This is a genomic window from Pseudomonas sp. NY15437, assembly GCF_048068435.1.
Taxonomy (GTDB): Bacteria; Pseudomonadota; Gammaproteobacteria; order Pseudomonadales; family Pseudomonadaceae; genus Pseudomonas; species Pseudomonas nitroreducens_B.
This window is the reverse complement of the sequence record NZ_JBLUQC010000014.1, coordinates 42,967-61,283: the sequence shown is the minus strand read 5'-3', so window position 1 is coordinate 61,283 and position 18,317 is coordinate 42,967. Positions and strand designations below refer to the sequence as shown.

At 66.6% G+C, this 18,317-nt stretch carries 15 protein-coding genes; 11 read left to right on the top strand and 4 right to left on the bottom strand.

What is annotated here, in order from left to right; all coding sequences use genetic code 11:
• The first annotated feature begins 282 nt into the window (after positions 1-282).
• The 5 genes from ACNFIA_RS25565 to modC all read left to right on the top strand — a co-directional run bounded on the left by ACNFIA_RS25565 (position 283) and on the right by modC (position 5,648).
• On the top strand, positions 283-987 hold the full coding sequence (locus ACNFIA_RS25565) for a response regulator (protein ID WP_259753942.1): 705 nt from the start codon (positions 283-285) through the stop codon (positions 985-987).
• 229 nt (positions 988-1,216) lie between these two features.
• The gene (locus ACNFIA_RS25560) at positions 1,217-2,842 is read left to right on the top strand and encodes an ATP-binding protein (RefSeq protein ID WP_259753944.1); all 1,626 of its coding nucleotides are present in this window, start codon (positions 1,217-1,219) and stop codon (positions 2,840-2,842) included.
• A 228-nt stretch (positions 2,843-3,070) separates the two neighbouring features.
• On the top strand, positions 3,071-3,826 hold the full coding sequence (gene modA / locus ACNFIA_RS25555; RefSeq protein WP_416789776.1) for a molybdate ABC transporter substrate-binding protein: 756 nt from the start codon (positions 3,071-3,073) through the stop codon (positions 3,824-3,826).
• Between the two features lie 30 nt (positions 3,827-3,856).
• Positions 3,857-4,537 (top strand): molybdate ABC transporter permease subunit, encoded by a 681-nt coding sequence (gene modB / locus ACNFIA_RS25550; RefSeq protein WP_416789774.1) that lies wholly within the window; start codon positions 3,857-3,859, stop codon positions 4,535-4,537.
• Between the two features lie 7 nt (positions 4,538-4,544).
• Complete coding sequence (gene modC / locus ACNFIA_RS25545; RefSeq protein WP_416789772.1) at positions 4,545-5,648, top strand: molybdenum ABC transporter ATP-binding protein; 1,104 nt, start codon at positions 4,545-4,547, stop codon at positions 5,646-5,648.
• A gap of 704 nt (positions 5,649-6,352) precedes the next feature.
• Here modC and ACNFIA_RS25540 read toward each other — a convergent pair.
• The gene (locus tag ACNFIA_RS25540; RefSeq protein ID WP_416789771.1) at positions 6,353-7,072 is read right to left on the bottom strand and encodes a 4'-phosphopantetheinyl transferase family protein; all 720 of its coding nucleotides are present in this window, start codon (positions 7,070-7,072) and stop codon (positions 6,353-6,355) included.
• A gap of 238 nt (positions 7,073-7,310) precedes the next feature.
• Positions 7,311-8,111: a dienelactone hydrolase family protein gene (locus tag ACNFIA_RS25535; protein WP_416789769.1), complete on the bottom strand. Its 801-nt coding sequence runs from the start codon at positions 8,109-8,111 to the stop codon at positions 7,311-7,313.
• Between the two features lie 210 nt (positions 8,112-8,321).
• On the opposite strand from ACNFIA_RS25535, the gene ACNFIA_RS25530 reads away from it, so the two are divergent.
• From ACNFIA_RS25530 to ACNFIA_RS25510, 5 genes are all read left to right on the top strand, one after another.
• Positions 8,322-8,993 carry a polysaccharide lyase family 7 protein gene (locus ACNFIA_RS25530; protein ID WP_259753951.1) on the top strand — a complete coding sequence of 224 codons (672 nt, stop codon included), beginning with the start codon at positions 8,322-8,324 and terminating at the stop codon, positions 8,991-8,993.
• Entirely contained in the window at positions 8,990-10,201 is a 1,212-nt protein-coding gene (locus ACNFIA_RS25525; RefSeq protein ID WP_416789767.1) for a lytic murein transglycosylase, read from the top strand. Before ACNFIA_RS25530 ends, ACNFIA_RS25525 begins: the two co-directional genes overlap by 4 nt.
• 319 nt (positions 10,202-10,520) lie before the next feature.
• Positions 10,521-11,132: a hypothetical protein gene (locus tag ACNFIA_RS25520; RefSeq protein WP_259753953.1), complete on the top strand. Its 612-nt coding sequence runs from the start codon at positions 10,521-10,523 to the stop codon at positions 11,130-11,132.
• A 55-nt stretch (positions 11,133-11,187) separates the two neighbouring features.
• A complete protein-coding gene (locus ACNFIA_RS25515; RefSeq protein WP_416789765.1) occupies positions 11,188-11,865 on the top strand; it encodes a response regulator in 678 nt (225 codons plus the stop codon).
• Positions 11,862-13,205: an ATP-binding protein gene (locus tag ACNFIA_RS25510; RefSeq protein ID WP_259753956.1), complete on the top strand. Its 1,344-nt coding sequence runs from the start codon at positions 11,862-11,864 to the stop codon at positions 13,203-13,205. Before ACNFIA_RS25515 ends, ACNFIA_RS25510 begins: the two co-directional genes overlap by 4 nt.
• A 487-nt stretch (positions 13,206-13,692) precedes the next feature.
• Here the strand turns inward: ACNFIA_RS25510 and ACNFIA_RS25505 are convergent, their stop codons facing one another.
• The gene (locus ACNFIA_RS25505; protein ID WP_416789763.1) at positions 13,693-14,694 is read right to left on the bottom strand and encodes an AraC family transcriptional regulator; all 1,002 of its coding nucleotides are present in this window, start codon (positions 14,692-14,694) and stop codon (positions 13,693-13,695) included.
• 362 nt (positions 14,695-15,056) lie between these two features.
• On the opposite strand from ACNFIA_RS25505, the gene ACNFIA_RS25500 reads away from it, so the two are divergent.
• Positions 15,057-16,358, top strand: coding sequence for a dicarboxylate/amino acid:cation symporter (locus ACNFIA_RS25500; protein WP_416789761.1), 1,302 nt, complete (start codon positions 15,057-15,059; stop codon positions 16,356-16,358).
• A 427-nt stretch (positions 16,359-16,785) separates the two neighbouring features.
• Here ACNFIA_RS25500 and ACNFIA_RS25495 read toward each other — a convergent pair whose 3' ends face one another.
• Complete coding sequence (locus tag ACNFIA_RS25495) at positions 16,786-18,177, bottom strand: adenylate/guanylate cyclase domain-containing protein (protein ID WP_259753959.1); 1,392 nt, start codon at positions 18,175-18,177, stop codon at positions 16,786-16,788.
• Between the last annotated feature and the right edge of the window lie 140 nt (positions 18,178-18,317).

Below are 18,317 nucleotides of genomic sequence, written 5' to 3'. Positions count from 1 at the left end.
GTGAAGCGGGGTAACTCGCGCTATCCCTGATGCTGTCTGCCTTTCACCGTTCGTCGTGGTTGGTGACAGATTTTTCACACGCCAGGGAGGCACTGCACGGGGGAGAACACTACCACAATATGTAGTGTTTCTCACCGAGCAGCCCTTGACCTTTTCGTGCAACGCCTACTTACGCCGGTGGCGTGCGGCGGTGCTGGCAATCTGGCTACAATGCCGGCCGCTTTTGCGGGCGCTCTATAGTGAGGTGTGCCCGCGCACGCTCATGGCGCATCAGGAGGCAAGGTGGAACAAGAAGCGCGCATTCTCATCGTCGAGGACGACCAGCGACTGGCCGAGCTGACCCAGGACTACCTGGAGAGCAACGGCCTGGCGGTGTCCATCGAGTCCCATGGCGGCAAGGCGGTGGAGCGGGTACTGGCCGAGCGGCCGGACCTGGTGGTGCTCGACCTGATGCTGCCGGGAGAGGATGGGCTGTCCATCTGCAAGCGCCTGCGCCCGGACTACGACGGGCCGATCCTGATGCTGACCGCGCGCACCGACGACATGGACCAGGTGCAGGGCCTGGAGATGGGCGCCGACGACTATGTGTGCAAGCCGGTGCGCCCGCGTGTGCTGCTGGCGCGCATCCGCGCGCTGCTGCGCCGCAGCGAGCCGGCCGAGGCCGCACCGGCGGCGGGCGGCAAGCGCCTGACCTTCGGCAAGCTGGTGATCGACAACGCCATGCGCGAGGCCTGGCTGGACGAGCAGACCATCGAGCTGACCAGCGCCGAGTTCGACCTGCTCTGGCTGCTGGCGGCCAACGCCGGGCGCATCCTCTCCCGCGAGGAGATCTTCAACTCCCTGCGCGGCATCGAGTATGACGGCCAGGACCGCTCCATCGACGTGCGCATCTCGCGCATCCGCCCGAAGATCGGCGACGACCCGATGCACCCGCGCCTGATCAAGACGGTGCGCAGCAAGGGCTACCTGTTCGTTGGGGAGCTTTGAGGCGTGGCCGGGTGAGTTTGGTTCTCGGGCTGGCCCTCACCCCAGCCCTCTCCCAAGGGGAGAGGGGGCCGTCCGTGCCGGCTGCCGGTTCGGCGTTGTCCGGTCGTGATCGGTGCCGGAGCGGAGCGCCGATTTGCGCGCGCACGCCGAACAGTCCCCTCTCCCTCTGGGAGAGGGCTAGGGTGAGGGTGCTCCCAGCCTGCACCACACCTCCCCGGAACACCCCCCAATGAAATCCATCTTCCTGCGCATCTACGGCGGCATGCTGCTGACGCTGGTGGCGGTCGCCGCGCTGGCGGTGCTCACCCTGCACCTGGTCAACGAGGTGCGCGGCGAGCGCTATCGCGAGGACCTGGCGCGCGGCACCTTCCGCCTGATGGCGGACGAACTGCTGCCCATGAGCGAGGTGGACCGCAAGCGCGCGCTGAGCCAGTGGAGCCGCCTGCTGGGCATCCCGCTGAAACTCACCAGCCTGGATGCGCTGGGCATGGAAGGGCGCAGCCGGGCGCGGCTGATGAACGACCAGGTACTGGTGCAGGCCGGCGCGCCCCATGAAGTGAAGGTGATGACCCAGGTGAGCGCGGCGGAAGGGCTGATCCTCACCGGCGAGGTGGAGCAGGTCAGCGAGCAACTGGCGCGCGCCACCATCTACCTGTTGATGGACGAGCTCAAGCGCTACCCGGCCAGCGAGCAGCCCTACCACCTGGCGCGCATCGTCCGCGACAAGCGCTTCGGCTACGAGGTGCACCTGGCGCGTCTGAAGGAAGTCGACCTGGACGACGACCAGAGCCGTCGCGTGGAAGAGGGCGACACGGTGATGGCGCTGGGCAAGGGCGGCGACTCGATCCGCGTGCTCTCGGGCATCCTCGACACGCCCTGGGTGCTGGAGCTGGGGCCGATCTACCAGATGAACCCTTATCCGCCGCAGTTGCTGACCATCATCGTGGTGGTGGCGCTGACGCTGATCGGCCTGACCCTGTACCTGCTCATCAGCGGCCTGGAGCAGCGCCTGCGCGGCCTCGAATCCGCCGCCACGCGCATCGCCCGCGGCAGCCTGGACACCCGCGTGGAAGTGCGCGGCGCCGACTCGGTGGGGCGTCTCGCCGGCGCCTTCAACCACATGGCCGAGCAGTTGCACCTGCTGCTGACGGTGCAGCGCGAGCTGGTCCGCGCGGTGTCCCACGAGCTGCGCACGCCGGTGGCGCGGCTGCGCTTCGGGCTGGAGATGATCGAGTCCGCCGAGACCGACACGGCGCGGCGCAAGTACATGGAAGGCATGGACGGCGATATCCAGGACCTCGACCAGCTGGTGGACGAGATGCTCACCTACGCCCGGCTGGAGCAGGGCTCGCCGGCGCTGAGCTACCAGCGCATCGAGCTGGGCGCGCTGGTGGAGCAGGTGGTGGCGGAAATCGCCCCGTTGCGACGGGAAATCACCGTCACCTGCGAGGCCGGTTCGCTGGTGCCGTTCGACCAGGGCAGCTGGATCGAGGCCGAGCCGCGTTACCTGCACCGCGCCCTGCAGAACCTCATGACCAACGCGCTGCGCTACGCCGAAGGGCGGGTGCGGATCAGCTACCGGGTGAGCGTGGACCGCTGCCAGGTGGACGTGGAGGACGACGGCCCCGGCGTGCCGCAAGCGCAGTGGCACCGGCTGTTCCAACCGTTCTTCCGCGCCGACGACAGCCGCGCGCGGGTCACCGGCGGGCACGGGCTGGGGCTGTCCATCGTGCGGCGGATCATCCACTGGCACGGCGGCCGCGCGCAGATCGCCAAGAGCGAAGTGCTGGGGGGCGCCTGCTTCACCCTGATGTGGCCGCGCCGCCAGGCACCGACGGTAAACGACGATATTTGACCTCTAGGTCAAAAAGTGCAGAATGCCTCGGTGCCATCGCCGGCCGACGGCGTCCACCGCTGCGCCACTTTCCGTTCGACCTGCTCCCCTGACTGAACCGGTATCCCATGCGGGGTATTGCGTAATGGTCGCTATCGTTATGTAATTTTTGTTATAGCGATCGCCTGCGGGCGCTGTTTCCATCGGCCGGACCGACGCTTGAGAACAACAACCCACTGGAGCCTCACGATGAAACACCGCTTCGCCAGTCTGTCCCTGCTGGTCGCCTCCTGCCTCCCGCTGCACGCGGCCTGGGCCGACGAAGTCCAGGTCGCCGTTGCCGCCAACTTCACCGCGCCGATCAAGGCCCTTGCCAAGGACTTCGAGCAGGACACCGGCCACACGCTGGTCGCCGCCTACGGCGCCACCGGCCAGTTCTATACCCAGATCAGGAACGGTGCGCCGTTCGAGGTCTTCCTCGCCGCCGACGACAGCACGCCGAAGAAGCTGGAAGAGGAAAAGGAAATTGTCCCCGGCTCGCGCTTCACCTATGCCGTGGGCACCCTGGCGCTGTGGTCGGCGAAGGACGGTTATGTCGATGCCAAGGGCGAGGTGCTGAAGAAGAACGCGTTCCAGCACCTGTCCGTCGCCAACCCGAAAGCCGCCCCCTACGGCCTGGCCGCCACCCAGGTGCTGGCCAAGCTCGGCCTCCAGGACAAGGTCGCTGGCAAGATCGTCGAAGGCCAGAACATCACCCAGGCCTTCCAGTTCGTTTCCACCGGCAATGCGGAACTGGGCTTCGTGGCGTTGTCGCAGGTCTACAAGGATGGCAAGGTGACCAGCGGTTCCGCCTGGATCGTCCCGGCCGAGCTGCATGACCCGATCCGCCAGGACGCGGTGATCCTCAACAAGGGCAAGGACAGCGCCGCCGCCAAGGCGCTGGTCGAATACCTGAAAGGGCCGAAGGCCGCCGCGGTGATCAAGTCCTACGGTTACGAACTCTGACGCTCAACTGACAGACAGCAAGGAACAGCGATGCCCCTCACGCAGGAGGATTTCCTGGCCATCCGGCTCACTCTCGAGCTGGCTGCCCTGAGTACGGCGATTCTCCTGCTGATCGGCACGCCCATCGCCTGGTGGCTGGCGCGCACCCGCTCCTGGCTGAAGGGCCCGCTGGGGGCGGTGGTGGCGCTGCCGCTGGTACTGCCGCCCACGGTGATCGGCTTCTACCTGCTGATCACCCTGGGGCCCAACGGATTCATCGGGCAGGCCACCGAGAGCCTGGGGCTCGGGCGTTTGCCGTTCACCTTTGCCGGGCTGGTGGTGGGCTCGGTGTTCTATTCGCTGCCCTTCGTGGTGCAGCCGCTGCAGAACGCCTTCGAGGCCATCGGCAACAAGCCGCTGGAGGCTGCCGCCACGCTGCGTGCGAGCCCCCTGGATAGCTTCTTCACCGTGGTCCTGCCGCTGGCGCGCCCTGGCTTCATCACCGCCAGCATCCTCGGCTTTGCCCATACCGTGGGGGAGTTCGGCGTGGTGCTGATGATCGGCGGCAACATTCCGGGCAAGACCCGCGTGGTGTCGGTGCAGATCTTCGACCACGTCGAGTCCATGGAGTACGCCCAGGCGCACTGGCTGGCCGGCGGCATGGTGATCTTCTCCTTCATCGTGCTGCTGGCGCTCTACGCGAGCCGTCGCAGCCGATCGGCCTGGACCTGAGGTGGGTATGTCGCCAGAGCTTTTCCCGCGCACGATCGAGGCCCGCTTCAACATGGCCTACTCGGGCTTCAGCCTGGACGTCGACCTGCAGTTGCCGGGCAAGGGTGTGACCGCACTGTTCGGCCACTCCGGCTCCGGCAAGACCACCTGCCTGCGCTGCGTGGCGGGGCTTGAGCGCGCACCGCTCGGCCGGCTGGTGGTGAACGGCGAGGTCTGGCAGGACAGCGCCGCCGGGGTGTTCCTGCCACCGCACCAGCGAGCCCTGGGCTATGTGTTCCAGGATGCCAACCTGTTCGAGCACCTGTCGGTGAAGCGCAACCTCACCTACGGCATGCAGCGCGTGCCGCGCTCCCAGCACCGTGTGGCGCTCGAGCACGCCACTGAGCTACTGGGCATCGGCCATCTGCTGGAGCGCACGCCGGCGCACTTGTCCGGCGGCGAACGCCAGCGCGTCGGCATGGCCCGCGCGCTGCTGACCAGCCCGCGCCTGCTGCTGTTGGACGAGCCCCTGGCGGCGCTGGACCTCAAGCGCAAGGCGGAAATCCTGCCGTACCTGGAACGCCTGCACGACGAGCTGGATATCCCGATGCTCTACGTCAGTCACTCGCCCGATGAGGTCGCGCGGCTGGCCGACCACCTGGTACTGCTCGACCAGGGCCGCGCGATTGCCAGCGGCCCGGTGGTGGAAACCCTGGCGCGCACCGACCTGCCGATCTCCCACCTGGAGGATGCCGGCGTGGTCATCGACGGCCAGGTGCTGGGGCACAACGCCGACTACGGCCTGCTGACCCTGGCGCTGCCGCACAGCGAGCAGCGCATCCGCGTGGCCCACGCGCCGATGGACAAGGGCAGGACGCTGCGCATCCAGGTGCAGGCGCGAGACGTCAGCCTGAGCCTGGAGCCGGCGGCGCACAGCAGCATCCTCAACGTCCTGCCGGCCCGCGTCGTCGAGATGGTGCCGACGGAGAACCCCGCGCACCTGCTGGTGAAGCTCGACGTAGCCGGCACGCCGCTGCTGGCGCGGATCACCCGCTACTCCCACGACCAGCTTGGCCTGCACACCGGCCAGGCGGTGTGGGCACAGATCAAGTCGGTGGCGCTGCTGGCCTGAGAATTCACCGCGGTCTCGATGCGTCGGTTGGCGGCTACGAGCTGATGCGGAGCACCGTGTAGGAGCGGGCCATGCCCGCGATCGCGCGCATGGCGCGCTCCTACAGGTTGGCGCTTGGGGTGCAGAAAGAAGCCAATCCGTCAGTCAGCAGCGCCCTCTCCCTTCAGGGAGAGGGCGGGGGGAGAGGGCAGGTCCCGGCTCGATTTTTCGGGCAGGAGCAACTGTCTTCGTCTGAAAATCCGTGCGTGTATTTCCCTCTCCCTAACCCTCTCCCTGAAGGGAGAGGGGACTGATCGGAGCAGGAGGAATCAACGGCGTCAGCCGGCTCGGACAGCTCCCTCTCCCTTCAGGGAGAGGGCGGGGGGAGAGGGCAGGCCCCGGCTCGATTTTTCAGGCAGGAGCAACTGTCTTCTTCTGAAAGTCCGTGCCTGTGTTTCCCTCTCCCTAACCCTCTCCCTGAAGGGAGAGGGGACTGATCGACGCAGGAGGAATCCATGGCGTCAGCCGGCACGGATGGCTCCCTCTCCCTTCGGAGCGGGGCGCGCAGCCAGGGCGGGGGAGAGAGGGGCCCAGCGCAGTAGTTCCCAGGCAGTCGGTAGGGCGCATAACCTGGAACAGGTTATCCGCCATCGGTTAGCGGCGGGTAACGCTGGCGCGTTATCCGCCCTACGAGAGTACAGAGGGGGGCGCTTTTAGCGGCCGACTCAGCGGGCGTCGATCGCCGGAATGGCCACCAGGCTCAGCAAGCGCTCATCGAACAGGCTGAACTGCCCGGCGATCTCCTTGCCGTGGTGCCATTCCGTCGACAGGTCGGTGAGCAGGCGCAGCCGCGCGTGCCCGCCGGCGGACCAGCTCAGCAGCTCGGCGTGCTCGAAGTAGAAGCGTTTGCGCACCAGCGGGAAGAGCGCCTTGAACAGGCTTTCCTTGAGGGAGAAGGTCAAGGTGACCTGCAACGCCGCCAGCCGTGGATCGAGGCGGGCCAGTTCGTCCGGGGTGAGAATCTCCGCCGCCAGCCGCTGTGCGCGCGCGCTGTCCAGGCGGTTCTCCACGTCCAGCCCGAGGCCGCGCCATTGGTCGTCACGGCCGACGATGGCGGCCGCCCAGCCGTCGCCGTGGGTGATCGAACCGCAGAATCCTGCCGGCCAGACTGGCGCGCGCTCCTCGTCGGTGCCCGGCACCCAGGCCGCCGAACCGGCCGCCAGCAGCGCCGCGCGGGCGCACAGGCGTCCGGCCAGGTATTCGGCCTGGCGCTTGGCGACGGCGCGCTGGATGTTCGCCGGCGCCTCGATGCGGCTCAGGGCAAAGTCCCCGGGGTGCAGGCGTTGGCGGTCGAAACGGGTGCTGCGCAACTGCACGCCGGACAGGGGAGTGGGCAGGGGCCAGTCGGCGTCGAGCGGAGTACAGAAGTCGGGGAGGGCGGTCATGGGAGCATTCTGCCGCGCCAGAATGTGGCTCGCCAGTCACGCGGCGCTTACATTCGTTTGCAAACCTTCACCAAAGGCGTACGGATTCGTCTGACAAGCTTTGTCACACTGCGCGCCGCGTTCCCACGGGGACGCAGGTGAGGTTGTTGTCGGAGTGCCGCCAAGGCGGGCTCTGACCTTAGACACTTGATTGAGTGCGGGAGCCCGGATGGGCTCCCGTTTTTTATTGCCTGCGTTTTTATGACGCGTCCGGTTTCACGTCGAAGATTTCCTTGAAGAACGCCTGCAGGTCCGCCCAGGACTTCTGGTCGGCGGTCTTGTCGTAGCCCACATCCAGGCCGTGGCCCTTGTGCTTGTCGGCGTCGGGGCTGGTGAAGCTGTGCTTGGCGCCGGGCTGGATCACCAGCTTGTAGTCGGCCTTGGCGTTGTCCATTTCCGCCTTGAAGGCGGCCACGCTGTCGGGCGGCACCAGGGTGTCGGCGCCGCCGTGCTCGACGAGGATCCTGGTCTTGATCTGCCCCGGTTGCGCCGGTGTCTGGGTCGCCAGCACGCCGTGGAAGCTCGCCACCCCGGCCAGCGGCGGGCCGGCGCGGGCCATGTCCAGCACCACCTTGCCGCCGAAGCAGTAGCCGATGGCGGCGATCTTGCTCGGGTCGGTCTGCGGTTGTTTCTTCAACAGGTCGAGGCCGGCCTGGAAGCGCGCCTTGGCGGCGTCGGCGTTCTTCAGCGCTTCGGCCATGAAGGCCTTGGCATCGTTGGGGTGGTCGGTGTGCTTGCCGTCACCGTACATGTCGATCGCCAGGGCGCTATAGCCCAGTTCGGCGAGTTGCCGGGCGCGGCCCTTGGCGTAGTCGTTCAGCCCCCACCATTCGTGGACCACCAGCACGCCGGGGCGGATGCCGGACTTGGCGTCGTCGTAGGCGAAGTAGCCGATCAGTTTCGTGCCGTCAGCGGATTCGTAGGGAATTTCCTGGGTCTTGATGGCTGCTGAAGCGTTGGCCGCGAGGGCGAACAGCAAGAGGGCGGTGAGCAGGCGCATGGTGACTCTCCGTGGCGATGGCCGGGTGACTAGGGGATGGGCGCGGAATCAAAGAAGATAGCCGCTGATGGGCAAAACGCCCACGCAGAGGCCACGCAGCCGCTCAAGGGCGCGGTTGTCCGCGATGCACTCGGCATAGCCGGCGGGTGAAAAGTCCGCCAGCCTCGTCTACCCTTGCGCCCATGTTCTGACCCGCGAAGCGATAGGCCGATGTTGGACCTGAGCACCTGGAATCTGACCATTCCCCAACGCGGCCCGGCCGCGACCATTTCCACGGCGAAACTCGGCCGTGACTACCAGAGCCCGTATTTTCGCCGCAGCGCCGAGGGCGTGGAGTTCTGGGTGCCGGTGAACGGCGCGCATACCAGCGGCAGCGAATATCCCCGCACCGAATTGCGCGAGACGCGGCCGGACGGCCGCCTGGTGACCTGGCGCTACCCGCTGGCAGACAACCTGATGGTCGCCACGCTGCGCGTGGAGTCCGTGCCCTCCAGCCGGCGCATGGTGATCGGGCAGATCCACAGCAACGGCAGTGGCAGCGCCGAGGCCTTGCCGCTGGTCAAGCTGGTCTACCAGCAGCGCCTGGACAAGGCGCGGGTTCAGGCGCTGGTTCGCGATCGGCCGGACGACATCACCACGCGCACCTACACCGTCTATGACGGCATCCCCCTGGGCGATACCTTTACCTACCGGCTGGGCGTGTCCAGCAGCGGGGTGCTGAGCGTGCAGGTGGAGAACGGCCACGTCAGCCAGCAACTGGATACCCAATGGGCCTACAAGGGCCTGTACTTCAAGGCAGGCCTGTACCTGCAGGACAATCGCGGGCCCGCCAGCGAGGGCGGGCGCGCTACCTTCACCGATCTGAGCATTCGACACCAATGAAGACTTCCACCATCGCGCGTCGCGCCTCCCTGGCCCTGTCCCTGCTGCTGCCGGCGGCACTGGCGCAGGCCGCCGCGGGCGACGATTTCGGCGCCTGCCTGAACCGCCTGCAGGGCGCCGCCCAGGCCAAGGGCGTCAGCGCCGCCAGCTTCGCGCAGTTCACCCGCGGCCTGCAGCCGGACATGAGCGTACTGCCGCTGCTCGACGCCCAGCCCGAATTCACCACGCCGATCTGGGACTACCTGGCCGGGCTGGTGGACGACCAGCGCGTCGCCGACGGCAAGGCGCGCATGGCCGAGCATGCCGAGCTGCTGCGCAAGGTCGCCGCGCGCTATCAGGTCGACCCGGCTACGGTCGTCGCGGTGTGGGGCGTGGAGAGCGACTACGGGCGCATCACCGGCAAGCGGCCGCTGCTGGTGTCGCTATCGACGCTGTCCTGCTACGGGCGTCGCCAGTCGTTCTTCCAGGGCGAGTTCTTCGCCACCCTCAAGCTGCTGCAGCAGGGCGATATCCGCGACAGCGGCATCACCGGCTCCTGGGCCGGCGCGTTCGGCCAGACGCAGTTCATGCCCTCGACCTACGCCCGTATCGCCGAGGACTTCGATGGCGATGGCCATCGCGATCTGGTGGGCAGCACCGCCGATGCCCTGGCGTCCACCGCCAACTACCTGCGCAAGGCGGGCTGGCGCGAAGGGCAGCCGTGGGGCTACGAGGTGAAGTTGCCGGCAGGCTTCGATGCCGCGCAGGCCGGGCGGACCAAGCGCCGCGCGTTGTCGGAGTGGACCAGCCGCGGCGTGACGCGCGTCGATGGCAAGCCGATCCCCAGCCTCGATTCCAAGGCAGCCATCCTGTTGCCGGCCGGCGCCAACGGCCCGGCCTTCCTGGTGCTGCGCAACTACGACGCGATCTACTCCTACAACGCGGCGGAAAGCTACGCACTGGCCATCGCCCTGCTGTCCGACCGCCTGCGCGGCGAGCCGGGCCTGCGCACCCCCTGGCCGACCGACGACCCGGGCCTGAGCCGGGCGCAGCGCAAGGAATTGCAGGAACTGCTGATCCAGCGTGGCTACGACATCGGCCAACCCGACGGCATGATCGGCGACGTGACGCGCAAGGCGATCCAGCAGGAGCAGAACAAGCGTGGCCTGACCCCGGCGGATGGGCGCGCGGGGCAGAAAATCCTCAAGGCATTGCAGGGCGCGCAGTAAGTTCGCCCCGGCACTACGAAGCCCCGGCCCATGCCGGGGCTTTTCGTTTGTGCCGGGGCGTTTGTTCGCGAGCAAGTTCGCTCCTAGGAAGAGCTGCTTGGCGCGATGCGATAGGACGGCGCAGGACTGTAGGAGCGAGCTTGCTCGCGAACCAAAGGTGCGCAGCGGGGCCCCACGGGCCCGCTATCCAAAAAGTGAGTGAAATTTCCTACAGCCAAGTCGTTCAGTATTGGTTCAGCAGTCCGACAGGTTCGGTTCAGTGCCCCCCTCGTAACCTGCTCCCCGTCAACACATTACTGACCTCTGACGGGAGAATCCCATGAACGCCATGAAGAAAATCGCCCTCGCCAGCGCCATCCTCGGTGCCAGCCTTGCCGCTACCGCCGCGAGCGCCGCCGACACCTTCGTCGGTATGACCTGGGGCGAAACCAGCAACAACATCCAGAAATCCGACGCGCTGAACCGCAACCTGGGCAACCCGAAATTCGACAGCGTGATCAACAACAGCGGCACCTGGGGCGTACGCGCCGGCCAGCAGATGGAACAAGGTCGCTACTACGTCACCTACGAAAACGTTTCCGACACCGAGCGCGGCCTGAAGCTGCGCCAGCAGAACCTGCTCGGCAGCTACGACGCCTTCCTGCCGCTGGGCGACCAGGGCACCAAGCTGTTCGGCGGCGGCACCGCCGGCCTGGTCAAGCTGGAGCAGGACTCCAAGGGCTACAGCCGCGACAGCGATGTGGGTTACGCCATCGGTGCGCAAGCCGGTATCCTCCAGGAACTCGGCAAGAACGCATCCGTAGAAGGCGGCTACCGTTACTTGCGTACCAACGCGAGTACCGAGATGAGCCCGCACGGCGGCAGCAAGGTGGGATCCCTTGATCTGCACAGCAGCTCCCAGTTCTACCTGGGCGCCAACTACAAGTTCTGACCGGTAACGCAACCGGGCCCGCGCGGCCCGGTTGCCTGACTCAGGGAGCACGCGCATGAAACTGCTGGTGGTGGAAGACGAGGCGCTACTGCGCCATCACCTGTATACCCGGCTCGGCGAGCAAGGCCATGTGGTCGACGCCGTGGCCAATGCCGAAGAGGCGCTCTACCGCGCCAGCGAATACCATCACGACCTGGCGATGATCGACCTGGGCCTGCCCGGCATGAGCGGCCTGGACCTGATCCGCGAATTCCGCAGCCAGGGCAAGACCTTTCCCATCCTCATCCTCACCGCACGCGGCAACTGGCAGGACAAGGTCGAAGGCCTGGCCGCCGGCGCCGACGACTATGTGGTCAAACCCTTCCAGTTCGAAGAACTGGAGGCTCGCCTGAATGCGCTGCTGCGCCGTTCCAGTGGCTTCGCCCAGTCGAGCATCGAGGCCGGCCCGCTGGTGCTGGACATCAATCGCAAGCAGGCGCTGGTCAACGGCGAGTCGCTGCAACTGACCGCCTTCGAATACCGCATCCTCGAATACCTCATGCGCCATCACCAGCAGGTGGTGCCCAAGGAGCGCCTGATCGAGCAGCTCTACCCGGACGACGACGAGCGCGACCCGAACGTCATCGAGGTGCTGGTCGGCCGCCTGCGCCGCAAGCTCGAGCGAGCCTGCGGCTTCAAGCCGATCGATACCGTGCGCGGCCAGGGCTACATCTTCAACGAGCTGTGTAAATGATCCGCTCGCTGCGGCTGCGGCTGATGATCGGCGCGGCGATTCTCGCCGTCCTGTTCATGGCGGCGCTGCTGCCGGCGCTCCAGCGTGCCTTCAGCATCGCCCTGGAGAACGCCATCCAGCAGCGCCTGGCGGCGGACGTGGCGACCCTGGTGTCCTCGGCGCGCATCGAGGGCAACACCCTGAGCATGCCCGAGCACCTGCCGGTGGAGGACTTCAACCTTCCCGAATCCAAGCTGCTGGGCTTCATCTACGACCAGTCCGGCCAACTGGTGTGGCGCTCCACCTCGGCCATGGACGAGAGCGTCAACTACACGCCCAAGTACGATGGCCTGATCGACGAATTCACCCGCATCCGCGACGCCTCCGGCCAGGAGTTCTTCGTCTATGACGTGGAGATCGACCTGCTCGGTGGCAAGCGGGCGGCCTACAGCATCGTCACCATGCAGCCCGAAAGCGAGTTCCGCGAACTGGTCAGTGGCTTCCGCGACCAGCTCTACCTGTGGCTGGGGGGCGCGTTGCTGCTGTTGCTGGGGCTGCTCTGGCTCGGCCTGGGCTGGGGCTTCCGCTCCATGCGCGGCCTGCGCTCGGAGCTGGACCAGATCGAGGCCGGCGACCGCGAACGCCTGAGCGACAACCACCCCGACGAGATGCTGCGCCTGACCGACTCGGTGAACCGCCTGCTGGACAGCGAGCGCGCCCAGCGCGAGCGCTACCGCAATTCCCTGGGCGACCTCGCCCACAGCCTGAAGACCCCGCTGGCGGTGCTGCAGGGCGTCAGCGAAACCCTGGCCGACGAGCCGAAGAACCGCGAGCAGGTGCAGGTGTTGCAGACCCAGATTGAGCGCATGAGCCAGCAGATCGGCTACCAGTTGCAACGCGCCTCGATGCGCAAGAGCGGGCTGATCCGCCACCGCGCGGCCCTGGACCCGTTGCTCGATACCATCGCCGGCGCGCTGGACAAGGTCTATCACGACAAGCGCGTGACGCTGGCACGCGACATCCCGCCGGGCCTGGCCCTGCCGCTGGAGAAGGGCGCGCTGCTGGAGATGCTCGGCAACCTGCTGGAAAACGCCTACCGCCTGTGCCTGACCACGGTGAAGGTCAGCGCGCACAAGCATGGCCGGGTATACGAACTGATCATCGAGGACGACGGCCCCGGCGTGCCGGCCAGCCAGCGCGAACGCATCCTCAAGCGCGGCGAGCGCCTGGACACCCAGCACCCCGGCCAGGGCATCGGCACGGCGGTGGTGAAGGACATTATCGACAGCTACGACGGCGAGCTGGCGCTGGAGGATTCCGAGCTGGGCGGGGCGTGCTTCCGGATTCGGTTGCCGGGCTGAGCGCACGCCAGGGCAGGATTGCGGCGTAGGAGCGGACTCTGTCCGCGATGGCTTCCGGCGCGCATCGGACCTATCGCGGACGAAGTCCGCTCCTACGCACAGGTTGCCGGTGGCGTTCATCGGTAGGAGCGAGCTTGCTCGCGAACGCCGTCGCGCCGGAGCCTTGTTGCGTTATCCGCCGCGAGGCCATCGGCGGATAACCCGTTCCGGGTTATGCGCCCTCCGTTCCTGGCCAGCACCGGCGCTCATTGTAGGAGCGGGCCATGCCCGCGACCCGTCGGCGGGGCCGACGATCCGCTGCCCGACATTCCTGCCAGCGTGCTGCAGCCTGCTGGATTTCGCGGACAAGGTCCGCTCCTACGGGAGCTGTACTCGCGAATCGTCCAGGCGGCGGGTCGTCCTGTAGGAGCGGGCCATGCCCGCGACCCGTCGGCAGGGCCGACGATCCGCTGCCTCGATATTTCTGCCAACGCGCGCCGGAAGCGCCTCACTCCCCCCGCTGCGCCCGATACGCCCCCGGCGTCAGCCCCGTCCATTTCTTGAACGCCCGGTGGAAGGCGGAAGGCTCGGAGAAGCCGAGCTGGTCGGCGATGTCCTGGATCGACAGCTCGTCGCGGCCCAGGTAGTAGATCGCCAGGTCTCGGCGCAGCTGGTCCTTGAGCTCCTGGAAGTTCGGCCCCTCTTCGCGCAGGTGGCGGCGCAGGGTTTGCGGGCTCATGTGCAGCTGCGCGGCGACCTGCTCCAGGTCCGGCCAGCTGCGGCAGTCGCGGCCCAGCAGGCGGCGGATCTGGCTGGTCAGGCTGTCGCCGCCGTCGGGGCGGGCGAGGAGGTCGGCGGGGGAGTCCTTGAGGAAGTGCTTGAGCGTGCGCTCGTCCTGCAGCAGCGGCATGTCCAGGTAGCGCGCCTGCAGCAGCAGGCTGGTGCTGCCGGCAGCGAAGCGGCGAGGGCAGGGGAACAGCAGGTCGTACTCGGCCTGGTGCTCGGGCGCCGGGTAGCTGAAGGTGGCTTCCTCCAGGCGGATGCGCTGGCCGATCAGCCAGCTGGCCAGGCGGTGCCAGATCAGCAGCAGGCTCTCGGCGAGGAAGTGGTCCGGGTCGCGCAGGTGGGTTTCGTCCAGGGTCAGGCGCGCCTGCTCGCCATCGCGCACCAGTTCGATCCGCGGCGCCTCGGGAAACAGACCGTAGAACAGCGAGCCACGCCCCAGGGCCTTTTCCAGCGTGCGGCAGTGGATGATCGCATTGCACATCATGGCGAAGGTGCCGCGCTTGCTCGGCAGGCTGCCGAAGCCCATGTACTCGTCGTCCAGCGCTTCCCAGAGAATCTGCATCAGCCGGCTGAACTGCTCGGGGTCGATGCGCGCGCGTGGCTCGTCGAGAATGGCCGGGGCGATGCCGGCGTTGCGCAGCAGCGCCTGGATGTCCAGGCCCTGGCGCCGTGCGCCGTGGACGGCGGCGCGGACGAAGTGGCTGGCAATGGTGCGTTCTCGCATGGGCGGTCCTTGTTGTTATGGCCGCACGTCCAGGAGCCGCGCGGGAAACCCGGTCGAACCTGACCGGGGTTCTACAATCTACGGTACGAAGGCCGTGGCGGATACCCGCCAGAGGGCGGGAAAGCCGCCAGCGAGAAGGCGGTTTTCCGCCAGATTCGCAGCCTTCCGTGCCGCGACTTTTTACGCAGGCCATTGAATTCAAAGGGTTTACACATTTTTTAAAGGTCTGGCACAGCACTTGCCATATGCGATCAAGGCGTGCCGTTTGGCATGCCCTGAAAACAAATTCTCCCATTGCAGGGAGATAACGCGTTCGGTCTTGTGCTCCCCGGGGAGCGCATGCCCGTGAGGACAGAGCTGCCATGACCAAGCAACCCTTCTACAAAAGCCTGTACGTGCAGGTGCTGATCGCCATCGCCATCGGTATCGCACTCGGCCACTTCTACCCCGACACCGCCAAACTGATGAAGCCGCTGGGCGATGGCTTCGTCAAACTGATCAAGATGGCCATCGCGCCGATCATCTTCTGCACCGTGGTCACCGGTATCGCCGGCATGCAGAGCATGAAGGCCGTGGGCAAGACGGGCGGCATGGCGCTGCTGTACTTCGAAATCGTCTCCACCGTGGCGCTGATCATCGGCCTGGTCGTGGTCAACGTCGTCCAGCCGGGCGCCGGCATGCACGCCGACGTCGCCACGCTGACCGCCGAAATGAACAAGAACGCGGCGCTCACCGGCTTCATCGCATCGGGCGAGAAGCAGAGCACCATCGACTTCTTCATGAACGTCATCCCGAGCACCGTCGTCGGCGCCTTCGCCAACGGTGACATCCTGCAGGTGCTGTTCTTCTCCGTGCTGTTCGGCTACGCGCTGCACCGCATGGGTGACTACGGCAAGCCGGTATTCGAATTCATCGATCGCATCACCCACGTGATGTTCAACATCATCAACGTGATCATGAAGGTCGCGCCCATCGGTGCCTTCGGTGCCATGGCCTTCACCATCGGCGCCTACGGCCTCGGCTCGCTGGTGCAGCTGGGCCAGCTGATGCTGTGCTTCTACATCACCTGCCTGTTGTTCGTGCTGATCATCCTGGGCGGCATCGCCCGTGCCCACGGCTTCAGCATCCTGCGCTTCATCTCCTACATCCGCGAAGAGCTGCTGATCGTGCTGGGCACCTCGTCCTCCGAGTCGGCCCTGCCGCGCATGATCGCCAAGATGGAGAAGCTGGGCGCCGACAAGAGCGTCGTCGGCCTGGTGATCCCGACCGGCTACTCGTTCAACCTGGACGGCACCTCGATCTACCTGACCATGGCCGCGGTGTTCATCGCCCAGGCCACCGACACCCCGATGGACATCACCCACCAGCTGACGCTGCTGGTCGTGCTGCTGATCGCCTCCAAGGGCGCCGCCGGCGTCACCGGTTCGGGCTTCATCGTGCTGGCTGCCACCCTGTCCGCCGTGGGCCACCTGCCGGTGGCGGGCCTGGCGCTGATCCTGGGTATCGACCGCTTCATGTCCGAAGCTCGCGCGCTGACCAACCTGGTCGGCAACGGCGTGGCCACCATCGTGGTCGCCAAGTGGTGCAAGCAGCTGGACGAGAAGACCCTGTCCGCCGAACTGGCCGCCGGCCCGGGCAGCTCCACCGAGCTGCAGCCGTCCTGACGGAGTTCCCCTGAGCAATTCGGCCCGGTGAACGTGAAGCGCCGGAGCCTTTCCAGCCCGCTCGATTGAGCGGGCTTTTTTATGGGCGGGTGTAAAGGGCGAAGGCTTTTGGTAGGAGCGAGCTTGCTCGCGAACAGCTTCCCGGCGGCTCTGCAGTGGGGCGGGTTCGCGAGCAAGCTCGCTCCTACAGGGAGGGGGCGAGCTGTCGCGGGCGTGGCCCGCTCCTACAGGGGAGGGCAAGGTTGCGGCGCCACGTTGTAGGAGCGGGCCATGCCCGCGACGCACGGCGTCAGCCTTGCCGGGCTCCCGGCGTGCGTAGGAGCGGACTCCGTCCGCGATCGGGTGCGTCAGCGAGGAGGTGGGGCGTCAGGAGGAGGGGCGTCAGCCGGTCAGACGCGGGCAGGGCGAGCGCGCGGGAGGGAGCCGATCAGAGGATGATCTTGTCCTTGAGCTTCTCCGCCGCCTGCTGCAGCGCCTGGATGACCCGTTCCTTGTCGTAGTTCTGCACGTTGTTGGTGTCCAGGTACATGGAGAAGCCCGGCACCTCGTGCTCGACGAAGCTGGGGTTGGAGCCCAGGTCGCGGCGGAAGTCGACCACCTGGTAGATCTGCACCGGCTTGCTGAAGCCCTTCACGGCGATCTGGCCCTTGTCGCGGCACATCAGCACGTCCTTCACCAGCGAATAGGTCTCGTGGCTGATGAGGATCTCGCCGGCTTCGGCGGCGCTTTCCAGGCGGCTGGCGAGGTTCACTTCGCGGCCGATGATGGTGTAGTCCATGCGCGTGTCGGCGCCGAAGTTGCCCACGGTGCAGTAGCCGGTGTTCAGGCCCATGCGCACTTCCAGCGGCTTGGTGATGCCCTGGGCGCGCCACTGCTGGCGCATCACCTTCATGTGCTTGCGCATGGCCACGGCCATGGACACGGCGGCCACGGCATCCTTCTTCGCGCCCTGGGTGGATGGGTCGCCGAAGAACACCATCACGCAGTCGCCGACGAACTTGTCGATGGTGCCGCCGTACTTCAGGGCGATCTTCGACATCTCATTGAGGTAATTGTTGAGCATGTCGGTGAGCGCTTCGGCTTCCAGCTCCTCGGACAGCTCGGTGAAGCCCTTGATGTCGGAGAAGAACACCGTGAGCTTCTTGCGCTGGGTTTCCAGGCGCACCGTGCGCTTGCCGCTGAAGATCGATTCCCACACCTGCGGCGACAGGTACTTGGCCAGGTTGCTGGCCAGCCGCGCGGCCTTTTCCTGCTCCAGGGTGATGTCCGCGCGGGCCTGGGCCAGGCGCAGGCCCTGCTGGTGCACGAAGAAGGCGGTGATGCAGATGTACAGGGTGGAGAACAGTACGCTGACCAGGGCGACGATGCTCGGCGTCTGGCCCTTGTAGGCCGGTGCGATCAGTGCGGCGCTGAGCACCGCGGCGCTCAGCGCCACCAGCAGCGCCAGGCCCAGGGAGCGCAGGCCGCCGATGATCAGCGCGGAGAAGGCGAGGATCAGCACCAGCATCAGGCTCGGCACTTCCGAGAAGCCCAGCAGGGTAATGGCGATGCCGGCATGCAGGGCGTCGATGAACAGCAGCACCAGGCGGGTGCGTTGCGGGTTGTCGCGCTTGAAGCGGCGGCTGACCTGCTGGGCCAGGTGCGGGTAGAGCAGGGCGTACGGGATCATCCAGAGGATCTCGTAGCCGAAGTACTTGGCGAAGATGCCGGCAGTGATGGTCGCGGCGACGGCGATATACGCCAGCACGCGGGAATGGTACTCGCGCAGGGGGGCGGGGGTGAGCGGGCTGCTGGATCGCTCGAGAACGTTAGGCTTCATGCGCAAGAAACTTCCCTGGTGCGCGTAGGCTCGTGGCCAATTGCGCGTCTGATTTTGTGGGGAATCTTATTCCATGCGCAGCCCCCGGGCCAGCGGCGGTTCGCCACTCTTCGTCGCGAACCGCCGGTCGCCTCGGGACC

Coding starts and splice junctions, on each gene's coding strand:
- ACNFIA_RS25560 (WP_259753944.1), top strand. CDS start 1,217: ATGAAATCCATCTTCCTGCGCATCTACGGCGGCATGCTGCTGACGCTG.
- modA (WP_416789776.1), top strand. CDS start 3,071: ATGAAACACCGCTTCGCCAGTCTGTCCCTGCTGGTCGCCTCCTGCCTC.
- modB (WP_416789774.1), top strand. CDS start 3,857: ATGCCCCTCACGCAGGAGGATTTCCTGGCCATCCGGCTCACTCTCGAG.
- modC (WP_416789772.1), top strand. CDS start 4,545: ATGTCGCCAGAGCTTTTCCCGCGCACGATCGAGGCCCGCTTCAACATG.
- ACNFIA_RS25540 (WP_416789771.1), bottom strand. CDS start 7,072: ATGACCGCCCTCCCCGACTTCTGTACTCCGCTCGACGCCGACTGGCCC.
- ACNFIA_RS25535 (WP_416789769.1), bottom strand. CDS start 8,111: ATGCGCCTGCTCACCGCCCTCTTGCTGTTCGCCCTCGCGGCCAACGCT.
- ACNFIA_RS25530 (WP_259753951.1), top strand. CDS start 8,322: ATGTTGGACCTGAGCACCTGGAATCTGACCATTCCCCAACGCGGCCCG.
- ACNFIA_RS25525 (WP_416789767.1), top strand. CDS start 8,990: ATGAAGACTTCCACCATCGCGCGTCGCGCCTCCCTGGCCCTGTCCCTG.
- ACNFIA_RS25520 (WP_259753953.1), top strand. CDS start 10,521: ATGAACGCCATGAAGAAAATCGCCCTCGCCAGCGCCATCCTCGGTGCC.
- ACNFIA_RS25515 (WP_416789765.1), top strand. CDS start 11,188: ATGAAACTGCTGGTGGTGGAAGACGAGGCGCTACTGCGCCATCACCTG.
- ACNFIA_RS25510 (WP_259753956.1), top strand. CDS start 11,862: ATGATCCGCTCGCTGCGGCTGCGGCTGATGATCGGCGCGGCGATTCTC.
- ACNFIA_RS25505 (WP_416789763.1), bottom strand. CDS start 14,694: ATGCGAGAACGCACCATTGCCAGCCACTTCGTCCGCGCCGCCGTCCAC.
- ACNFIA_RS25500 (WP_416789761.1), top strand. CDS start 15,057: ATGACCAAGCAACCCTTCTACAAAAGCCTGTACGTGCAGGTGCTGATC.
- ACNFIA_RS25495 (WP_259753959.1), bottom strand. CDS start 18,177: ATGAAGCCTAACGTTCTCGAGCGATCCAGCAGCCCGCTCACCCCCGCC.